Below are 9,983 nucleotides of genomic sequence, written 5' to 3'. Positions count from 1 at the left end.
TTTATCTGTTTTTTCTTAACTTAATGATATTGATATAGAAGCGTAATTCCTTAATTATGTCCCTACACCCTACCCTTTTTTAGATCAAAAGTAAATCCTGAAAAAAATATGACGACTAAAGAAAACTCAATTTTAACGTCAGATTAATCTCAATTATGGTAATATTTTGCAAAATCATTAAATAAACCTAAGTCATAATAGGAATCAGCTTAAAATAAGCTGCTATTTTTTTTAGAAAATTACCTGATTTTTGCACATTAATGCAGAACTTGCCATCCGGCATTTATGCTTTAAAGAAGAGCAAAATCGTTGCAATAATTAATGCCTGTTTTTGAATGGCACACCACTAAAATAAAATAATAAAATTAGCATTATGAATACCTTAATCAATACACAACTGTCAAAATCGTATGCAATCGGGATAGATATTGGTGGTACATCACTTAAATGTGGCGTTGTTAATGAACTTGGAGAAATTCTTTTTTCTTTTTTAGTTTCCCTCAGCGAAGCCAAAACCGAAGAAGAGATTATAAACCTCATTGTCGATGCAATCACCCAATGTACAGATCAGTTAAACGAACCTATTGTAGGTATTGGAATTGGTTTTCCGGGTTTGATCGAAAATGATGTAATCGTGGGTGGCGGAGTTAATCTGCCCGGTTTTGAACAATTGCCTTTGGGTAAAATTCTAAACGATTTAACCGGGCATCATATCGTGATTGACAATGATGCAAACTTAATGGGACTTGCCGAGGTCATGTATGGTGCCGCAAAAGATAGTGAAGATGCTATTTTTCTCACTATTGGTACAGGTATTGGCGGGGCTATTATGATCAATAAAAAACTTTTTGGCGGTTATAAAAATCGTGGTGCAGAATTAGGTCACACCGTTATTCAGCAAAATGGTATTGAATGTGCTTGTGGCGGACGTGGTTGTTTAGAAACATACGCTTCTGTTACTGCACTAATCAAATATTATAAATCTCAAAACAAATTTGCCGAAGAAAATGTTGATGGTAAAACGATAGTCGAAAAATATCTTTCCGGCGAAGCCCACGCAATAAAAACCATGCAACATCATTTTGATTATTTAGCAGGCGGAATCGTAAATTGTGTCAACATATTTAGCCCGCAAAAAGTTATTATTGGCGGTGGCATTAGCGAAGCGGGTCAGTTTTATATCGACGAATTGACAAAGAGAGTAAAAATAGCTGCAATTCCGGTTTCTTTTTCTAATACCCAAATTGTAGCCGCAACGCTGGGTAATAAAGCAGGTTTATTAGGTGCCTGTGCCAATGCTTTTCAAAAATTTAAAAATGCCGAATACGCAACAAAATAAAGTTTTAGAAAGAATTACTAACCCGTTGGGTTTAATTACTTCGTCTGTTCGCTTCGCTTGGGTTCAAAATATTTAACACATAGAAACATAGATTTTTTTAGTTAAAAAGAATGCAAATAGAAATACATTTCTTCACATAACCAGGCTATGTGCATTTTAAATAAGTGAAACGCCTTTTTTTTTAAGGTCCAAAAGCTATGTTTCTATGTGTTAAAGTTAATTACACCCAACGGGTAATTATTATCTACAAAATATACAGGTCAAAATACAATTGGCTTTATTACAATCAAAAAAAGAGCGTTCTGGAACGCTCTTTTTTTTATACATTCATTTTTTACGCTACTTCTCCTGCAAATTTTATTACTCGCCTACAAGTCCAACCTGTGTTTATTATATTCCTGTAAAACAGGTATTTATACGTTGTACAAACTTGTTTTCTTATTGTAATTTTATTCTTATAAATTATATTCATATCAATCAATTATACCATCGCAATACAGCTATGTGTGTTGTAAATAAGTGAAAAGCCTTTTTTTAAAGGCCCAAAATCTATGTTTCTATGTGTTAAGATTAATTATACCCAACGGATAACTTTATTATTAATAATTTAAACAACAAACAATGGATTTAAAAGAAAAACTGAATCAAATTGGACAACAGCCGGACATCATTCTTATCATTACTGATGAGCAACGTGCTACACAACATTTTCCGCCGGGATGGGAAGAAAAAAACCTTCCTACGCTTACGTTCTTAAAGCAAAACGGTTTTAGCTTCGAGAGAGCGTTTTGCAATACGTGTATGTGTTCTCCTAGTCGGGCTACTCTGTTTACAGGAACTTATCCTGCCAAACATGGCGTAAGCCAAACACTAACCGAAGGAGGTCTTTTGTCTCCACAAGAGCCCACCCTCGATAACACATTGCCTAATATTATGAATGTGCTTTGGGCAGACGGATATGATGTACAATATCGAGGCAAATGGCACATGAGTAAAGGTGTAGCCCCCAATGGCACAAAAACAAATTATGAAGATCTGACGGCTGCCGATATTTCCTTATATGGAGCCATGGGCTGGATTGCTCCCGATGCAGGCGAAGATGTAAACCCGCTTAATTTTGGTGGTGGTTATGCCAACCATGATGCAAGATATACAGCAGAAGCCATACAATATCTTAAAGAAGTAAAAGCTAAAAGAGCTGCGGGAAATCATAAACCATATTGCCTTATTCTTTCGCTTGTTAACCCTCACGATGTTTTGGCATATCCTAAATCAGCAGGTACATCAGGGTATCATCCCAGTAGTTGGTCCGGTCGGGAAATTGGGCTTCCGGTTACTGTAAATGAAAATTTGCTTGAAAATAAAAAACCAATGGCATAGGAACAAATTTTACTTAATATGGCATTAAGTCTGGGACAAATTCATAGTACGGAAGAAAAGCTGAATTATATTAATTTTTATGGTCATTTGTTAAGTCATGTTGATAACGAAATTGGCTATCTGATTAAGGAATTGTATCAGGAAGATGCAAACGGAAACAAATTGGCAGATACTGCAATTGTTACTTTAACATCTGATCATGGCGAAATGGGATTGGCACATGGCGGCTTGCGTCAGAAAACTTTTGTTGCTTACGAAGAAGCATTGCGGGTCCCGCTTGTACTATCAAATCCAATTTTATTTAAAGATCACGATCTCAAACAATCAATGGCATTAGCCACATTGGCAGATATTATGCCTACACTTATTGATATTGCCAATGTGTCGAATCCGCCTACAGGACTTGCAGGCTCAAGTTTACTGCCTATAATGGAGAATAACACTCCTATACAGCATCGTATTTTGTTTACGTATGATGATATCAAAGCGGGCTCTAATAGTAATTGGGCAATTGTAAAAGCTGCAAATCGCATTCGCTGTATCAGAACCGAAAAGTGGAAATTTGATTATTACTTTGATGCCGCAACAGCTTATTTTAAACAATATGAATTGTATGATTTGATCAATGATCCGCTAGAAATCACCAATCTGGCTTATGATCCGGCATACAGCGAAATTAGAAGGGATCTCGAAGAGCAACTACATCAGCTTGAAGTAGAGAAACTTTGGGTCAATACACCAAAAGATATTTTTAGTACCACTACGTTTAACTAAAACTGCTCTTAAAAATACAATCTTAAAAATATAAATAATACTAAAACCCCACACATCATGTCACAAAACACAAATCTTGAAATCGATGCAGTAAATTACGCTACTTTCAATAATCCTGCCGGACAAACTACAATACAAGGAATACGAGGTGTTACAGCATCTGACGATGTTTACATTGCAGGTAGTTTATTAGGTCAGAACAATATTGTTCAGGGATTACTTTATCAGGGACCCCTTAAAGAAAATGGCAATGAGGGAAAATGGCATGTTCTAAATTTTCCAAGTACACCATCGGCACTGGTAAACAATACTTCTTGTTACGGGCCCAATAACGGATCAAACGGATCTGTACAAGTGGTAGGATCTTATAAAATATCTACTCCTGCAGGTAAAGCTCCAAGCGGCAATCTCGGATTTTATTATGAAGGTCCTATCGATGGCTCAGGAAAATGGGTTCAGGTAGCACCCAATAACGGAAACACCAATAATGTATTTGTTCACAGCATAATGGGCGGGATCGCTGTTGGAAATTATGATGTCGAAAATGATAAAAACGGATATGCCTTTTTGTATGATACTGCTACCAAAGAATTTACAGAATTTAAAGTACCAAACGCATTAACTACTACCTTATATGGTATCTGGCACAATGGCGGAGATAGTTATACAATGGCAGGAGGATATTCCAGCGCCAAATTAGGAAAAGTAAGCCAGGCGTTTCTTGTTGATTATAATGCTAAAACTAAAAAAACGAGTAATTTAAAATCCTTTAGTTACAAGAACGAAACTGTTTTGTCTGTAATTACCCATTTTGAAGGCATTACCGTTTCTAAAGACAATAGCTATAATATGCCATCTGACTGGATTGCTATCGAAGGGCAACATGCCGGAGCTTCTTTTGTATCTGTAAGTCGAAATCCTGACGGAACATTTGGAGAAGCAACTTGGGTCGATATTGATTTTCCAGATTCAAAAGCTACAAGTGCCAATACTGTATATCGCAATAATCTATTGGGAGTTTATGTAGTCGAAAGTAGTTCTGACACCAAAGTAATATCCTCTTTTGTTGCCAAAGTAAAGTAAATTTTATTTTGACAAAGAGATCCTAAACTGTTTCTGTAACGATACTTCCTGGTATAAACCGCTTTATCAATTATAGCGTTTATACCGGGAAGTATTTTTTAGGTTTTAGCTTATTATACAGATCATTAGTTATGTCAAAGATTACCTAATCCTTTCCTTCCAAACCTTGAATAAATGTTTGTAATGAGTATGTTTTGCTAATATAAATAACTTCTGTAGCTATATCCATAAAGCGAAAAATCTGTTTTGCTCTCGCTGCCAGATTCTCATCTTTTGTTACAAAATAACGACAATTGGCTGCATACCTCAGATGCTCAATATCATAAACTGCACTTTTAAACGCCCTTCCTTTTTTATTCCTATCCCTAAAAAAAGACAGATTGTCCAGCATATTATAAAGCGAATAAATTCTATGAAGTATTTCGCCTGGTGTAGTTTTATTTTTCTCTACTTTAAAATCTTCCTTGCCAAGATAACATCCGCCAAAAAAAAGCATTTTGCCTATGTCTTCCCAACTTACTGTGTTAAACACATCATCCATAAAATGCAAATGTTGACGGTATTTTTCATAAATTTCTTTAAAAAAAATATTCCTGTCATTGGCTTTTATAAGACGATCCTGTTCCAGAGCATCTGACAACTCCAGATTATCCAGTACTCTTTCATAAATTTTTTCAGGATCCTGGATATGTATCTCAAAAACATCCTGCATTTGAATAATGAGATTATTATCTGTGACTTTGGTAATTGTATTTTTGCGAAGCTTTCTATGTGGCTTGTCACCCATTCTTGCTACCTCTTCAAGATGAATAGGCGAATACACAACATTTAGGTCTTTTACCAAACTTAACAATCCTTCCTTTTCAATACTATCATAGATATTAAAATCAAAGTAAATGCAGTTCTCCATCTTCAAACTCGACGGCTGTAAGTCAAGATTGTTCAAAGGTCCTCTCAAATGATCAATTATTGCATCCTGAGCCTTGGCTTTTTTACAAAACTGGAGTTTTTCTATTAGATTTTCGACTGTAATGTTTTTACTTACAACCTCATTCAATAACCTGAAGTAATAATAAAAATCGTAGCAGTTGGCACAATCCATATCAGGTGCATAAAAGATTTCTCTTTTATGAGCTTTAAAAAGATCTTCATGAAATTTAAACAATTCTTCTTCCGTACATTCTCCTTTACTGAATTTCTCAAGCAATGTTTCGATTGTACCTGCTATAATCCCTATACGCTCGCAATTATCTTTTTCCATAAAAGCGGCTATTAAATCTTCCATCTTATTATATTAGTCGTTACTATAAAAGCTAAAGTACTAAACATACAAACAATTTTGAAAGAAAAATGATTACAAAAACTTCAATAGGCAAAGCTACGTGCCATTTTTATAAATACTTCCTGGTATAAACGGCTTTATAAATTATAGCGTTTATACCAGGAAGTATTTTTTAGGTTTTAGCTTATTTTATGATGGTTGCAAAAACTTCTTTGGGCAATCTTACTTTTTTAAGTTTGGCATTCCAGTCATTTTCTTCATCGCGATATCCTAACGCTAATAAAACAACACTTTTAAGTCCTTTTTGTCTCAAACCTAAAATTTTGTCCAGTTTTTCGGCATCGAAACCTTCCATTGGTGTTGAGTCAATTTGTAAGCTTGCAGCAGCAATCAATGCAGATCCTAATGCAATATAAGCTTGCTTAGAAGACCAGAAAAAATTCTCCTCGTCAGTTCGTGCCAGAAGATGACCGCTAATCATATTTTTAAAATCAATCAGGTCATCAACATTCGAATTTCTTTCCTGGGCAACAAACGTTATATAGTTATCGATCGTTTCCTGCGTTATCGAATCAAATGCGGCAAATACCAATAAATGCGGTGCTTCGGCAATCTGAGAATTGAATGATCCTTCTCCTAATTCATTTTTAATTTCAGGATTTTCAATTACAAAAAGCCTGTACGTTTGCATTCCTATCGAAGAAGCGGATAAATTTGTTGCTTCAATTATTTTTTCTAAATCGCCATCAGATACTTTTTTTGTACTGAATTTTTTTGTTGCATACCTCCATTTAAGGTCTTCTATTAATTTCATTTTTTTATGGTTTAAAAATTATGCAGACAAAACTATGTGATAATGGTTACTTTTGGTAACTTTGTAATAAAAAGTAATAGTAACATTCGAGTAACCATTTGTATATGAACCAGATCAACCCAATCAAAGAATGCAACTACAGAATATTGGCCATTCATGATGTAATGGATTTACTAAACGGCAAATGGAAAGTCGCTATAATAGCGTGTCTGTGTTTTGAAAAGATGCGCTATTCTGAATTGCTCCGAAACGTAAACGGAATTTCCGGCAGGATGTTAAGCAGGGATTTAAAGGAGTTAGAAATGAATCATCTGATTGTACGAAAAGTATTGGATACAAAACCAATAACGGTCGAATACGAAATAACCGAATATGGTTCTACGCTTAAAAATCTAACAAACGTAATAGCGGAATGGGGATTAAATCATAGAGAAAAAATTAAAAATAATGTCTGAATCCTCTCAAAAGAAATTAAACAAATTAGGGTTTTCTTATTATCTAAACCCAGATGTACTTTTTATGGCTCAGGATCTTTTGGGCAAAGTACTTTTTACGCAAATAAACGGACAAATAACCGCGGGAATAATCACAGAGACCGAGGCTTATTTTGGCATACAGGATAAGGCTTCGCACGCGTATGGCGGGAGGCGCACTGACAGGACTGAAACACTTTATAGTACGGGCGGTATTTCGTATGTTTATTTGTGTTACGGCATTCATAATCTCTTTAATATTGTGACATCTGTACAAGGCGAACCGCATGCAGTATTGATAAGGGCTATTGAGCCTTTGATAGGTACAGATATTATAGAAGCGAGACGAAATATGGCGATCACCAAAGCTGCTGTTTCATCTGGTCCGGGTTCTGCGGCTAAAGCCTTGGGAATTGACCGTTCTTTTAACGAAAAAGATTTAACCGGAGAAGAAATCTGGATCGAAGATCACGGTATTCGCTATACTGCTGATCAAATTGCAGCAGTACCTCGTGTAGGGGTTGCCTATGCTCAGGAAGATGCACTTTTGCCGTGGCGATTTTTTATTAAAGACAATAAATATGTAAGCAAACCCAACAAGGTTTAAAAAAATTAAAGGAAGATCTTGTACCTCATTATTCTGCTGTTTCTAATGCGGCATTGGTTCTGCGAATCGATTCGGCATCTTTATAATCCAGCCATTCCTGACCTTTTCGCCGGCGCATCCAGTTATCATAATACCTAATGATTGCAACGTTTGCAAAACCTTTCCATAAATTTGAGGGTCTGCCGGCAAGCGATCGCAAACTAAGCGAAAAACCCGGCGTAAGATATTTCATGTAGTGCCACCAGCCTTCCGGCATATAAAGCATTTCGCCATGATTAAGTTGGGTAATATAGGGCTTTACTTTTCTAAGTGCAGGAAAACGTTCAAAATCAGGATTGTCAAAATCAATATCCTCATTGCACAACCAGGAATAGGGCAAGCGGTACATATATTTTGTCTCTTTGGGATCGACAAGAACACATTGTTTTTTGCCTTCAAAATGAACGTGAAAGATATTGGGGAAATCAATATCATAATGCATGAATACTTTGGCATTCTGACCACCAAAAAAAACAAGCGGCATGCTCTTAAGCAGTCGGATACCCAGACGTGGCCAATGCATATCAGCTTTCATCGAGGGCACTTCTTTTATCAGATTGTATAAAAAAATACGAAGATCAGTTGGACCTTTTTCAAGGATATCAATATACTCTGACATGGTCATTGTAAAATCCGGCTCATTGACTTTCTTGGTATAATCTGTTTTACGGCTGTCGTACAAAGGCACCATTTTAGCTCCTGCAACCTCTCTTATAAAATTAAAATCCCATTTGGTAAAGGCAGGCCAGTCTTCGATCTGGTTGGTAATTACTACCGGCTTTTGAAGCTTGTAATAATTCTCTATAAATTCCTTTTTGGTAAGTTTTTCGACCCTTTCTATCTGTATATAATTATCAAACGCCATCTGTAAAAGGTTTAAGTTATTTTCTGATTCTATAACCGTGGTTGTTTTGAGTACATAACCAATAAGCAAAAGTATGGCTTACAGGTAGTAAGAATCTATGCTAATATATAAATAATTAGCAATCAACTATGAAATTTAGCGCTGTTATTTTAAGAAATTAATTACATATTTTGGTCTTTGCGCTTCTTCAATAACTACTATAGCAATAAAATAAGTACTTTTATCGAAACTGTCAACACTGTTAAGTAGTTTTAAACACGCAGATTAGAGTAAAACAATCTGTAAAACTAAGGTAGTTTAAAATTTATTTGTATATTTGATATGTTAAAAACCATTTTTATGATTAAAGAAGATCAATCAAAAGAAAAATCAACTAACAAAGTTTCTCACAGAACTCCGGAAATTGGAAGTGGGTTAGTTAGAATTGCTCATAAAATAAGTTCTGTTAGCTCTCAACCGCAAGTAGTAAAAATTGGTGAAAAATATTTTAGAGTTAGAGAACTGGGATAGGATATGAATATTGCTTTCACCACTATTTTACTTTTTATAATTCTTGCACCGGGATTTATTGCCCGAAATGCTTATAATTCTTCGAAACTAAGCGTAAAAGACCTCAATAGAAATCTCGTAAATGATTTAACCTGGTCTATAATTCCATCCCTCGCTTTACACACCCTATTTATTGCCGTACTTCACAATACATCCAATTACTATATTGATTTTGAACAATTAGGAAATCTTATTCTGGGAGTAACCGCTTCTAACAAAGCAGAATCTGGTTTTAAGCAATTAGGAAACTATAAATACGCCATTTTTACCTATAACTTTATCTTATTTACAACCTCATTTTTCTCTGGATATTTAATTCGTGAAGGAATCAGAAAACTTAATTTAGATCGAAAAATAAGGTATTTCAGATTCTCAAATAAATGGCACTACATTTTTACCGGAGAATGTCTGGACTTTCCTGATGTCCCCGATCACTACGAAGAAATTACAGATAAAATTATCAATGTACTTTGCAAGGTCAATGGAAAAAATGTATTGTATACAGGCGAATATTTTAATTATTATATTGACAGCAAAGGAGATCTTGAAGCTGTTCATCTTAGAAATCCAATTAGGAGATATTTAGAACACGATGAAGATTCTGAAGAGAAATATTATGTAATTTCAAGTAGATATTTAGTTATTCCTAATTCAGATATCATCAATATAAATTTTAGATATCTGGCAATGCAGGAAATAAGCGAAAATGAGATTACCGAATTAGAACTAATATCTCTAATTCAGATTGATGCTTAGATATATACAGTCCTAATAATTT

At 35.0% G+C, this 9,983-nt stretch carries 11 protein-coding genes; 8 read left to right on the top strand and 3 right to left on the bottom strand.

Going from position 1 to position 9,983, the window contains the following annotated elements:
- The first annotated feature begins 373 nt into the window (after positions 1-373).
- The 4 genes from B0A64_RS16205 to B0A64_RS16195 all read left to right on the top strand — a co-directional run bounded on the left by B0A64_RS16205 (position 374) and on the right by B0A64_RS16195 (position 4,576).
- On the top strand, positions 374-1,339 hold the full coding sequence (locus B0A64_RS16205; protein WP_089480542.1) for an ROK family protein: 966 nt from the start codon (positions 374-376) through the stop codon (positions 1,337-1,339).
- A 621-nt stretch (positions 1,340-1,960) separates the two neighbouring features.
- Positions 1,961-2,719, top strand: coding sequence for a sulfatase-like hydrolase/transferase (locus B0A64_RS25575; RefSeq protein WP_244285432.1), 759 nt, complete (start codon positions 1,961-1,963; stop codon positions 2,717-2,719).
- Positions 2,720-2,737: 18 nt separating this feature from the next.
- Positions 2,738-3,493 carry a sulfatase/phosphatase domain-containing protein gene (locus tag B0A64_RS25570; RefSeq protein WP_244285431.1) on the top strand — a complete coding sequence of 252 codons (756 nt, stop codon included), beginning with the start codon at positions 2,738-2,740 and terminating at the stop codon, positions 3,491-3,493.
- A gap of 57 nt (positions 3,494-3,550) precedes the next feature.
- Positions 3,551-4,576, top strand: a complete 1,026-nt coding sequence (locus B0A64_RS16195; RefSeq protein WP_089480541.1) for a hypothetical protein — start codon at positions 3,551-3,553, stop codon at positions 4,574-4,576.
- 145 nt (positions 4,577-4,721) lie between these two features.
- Here the strand turns inward: B0A64_RS16195 and B0A64_RS16190 are convergent, their stop codons facing one another.
- On the bottom strand, positions 4,722-5,861 hold the full coding sequence (locus B0A64_RS16190) for a hypothetical protein (RefSeq protein ID WP_089480540.1): 1,140 nt from the start codon (positions 5,859-5,861) through the stop codon (positions 4,722-4,724).
- A gap of 181 nt (positions 5,862-6,042) precedes the next feature.
- Positions 6,043-6,672, bottom strand: coding sequence for an NAD(P)H-dependent oxidoreductase (locus B0A64_RS16185; RefSeq protein ID WP_089480539.1), 630 nt, complete (start codon positions 6,670-6,672; stop codon positions 6,043-6,045).
- A gap of 104 nt (positions 6,673-6,776) precedes the next feature.
- Here B0A64_RS16185 and B0A64_RS16180 point away from each other — a divergent pair, with 104 nt between their 5' ends.
- Positions 6,777-7,127 carry a winged helix-turn-helix transcriptional regulator gene (locus B0A64_RS16180; protein WP_089480538.1) on the top strand — a complete coding sequence of 117 codons (351 nt, stop codon included), beginning with the start codon at positions 6,777-6,779 and terminating at the stop codon, positions 7,125-7,127.
- Positions 7,120-7,752 carry a DNA-3-methyladenine glycosylase gene (locus B0A64_RS16175; protein ID WP_089480537.1) on the top strand — a complete coding sequence of 211 codons (633 nt, stop codon included), beginning with the start codon at positions 7,120-7,122 and terminating at the stop codon, positions 7,750-7,752. The genes B0A64_RS16180 and B0A64_RS16175 overlap by 8 nt, the downstream gene beginning before the upstream one ends.
- A gap of 28 nt (positions 7,753-7,780) precedes the next feature.
- On the opposite strand, the gene B0A64_RS16170 is transcribed toward B0A64_RS16175, so the two are convergent.
- On the bottom strand, positions 7,781-8,656 hold the full coding sequence (locus B0A64_RS16170) for a cupin-like domain-containing protein (protein WP_089480550.1): 876 nt from the start codon (positions 8,654-8,656) through the stop codon (positions 7,781-7,783).
- Positions 8,657-8,995: 339 nt separating this feature from the next.
- On the opposite strand from B0A64_RS16170, the gene B0A64_RS25225 reads away from it, so the two are divergent.
- Both B0A64_RS25225 and B0A64_RS16160 read left to right on the top strand, forming a co-directional pair.
- Positions 8,996-9,166, top strand: coding sequence for a hypothetical protein (locus B0A64_RS25225; RefSeq protein WP_165769832.1), 171 nt, complete (start codon positions 8,996-8,998; stop codon positions 9,164-9,166).
- Between the two features lie 3 nt (positions 9,167-9,169).
- Complete coding sequence (locus B0A64_RS16160) at positions 9,170-9,961, top strand: hypothetical protein (protein ID WP_089480535.1); 792 nt, start codon at positions 9,170-9,172, stop codon at positions 9,959-9,961.
- The last annotated feature ends 22 nt before the right edge of the window (positions 9,962-9,983 follow it).

Origin of the sequence: Flavobacterium araucananum, assembly GCF_002222055.1 — a bacterium.
In the GTDB taxonomy this organism is placed as follows: domain Bacteria; phylum Bacteroidota; class Bacteroidia; order Flavobacteriales; family Flavobacteriaceae; genus Flavobacterium; species Flavobacterium araucananum.
The sequence above is the reverse complement of the archived record's forward strand: the minus strand, read 5'-3'. Positions and strand labels throughout refer to the sequence as shown.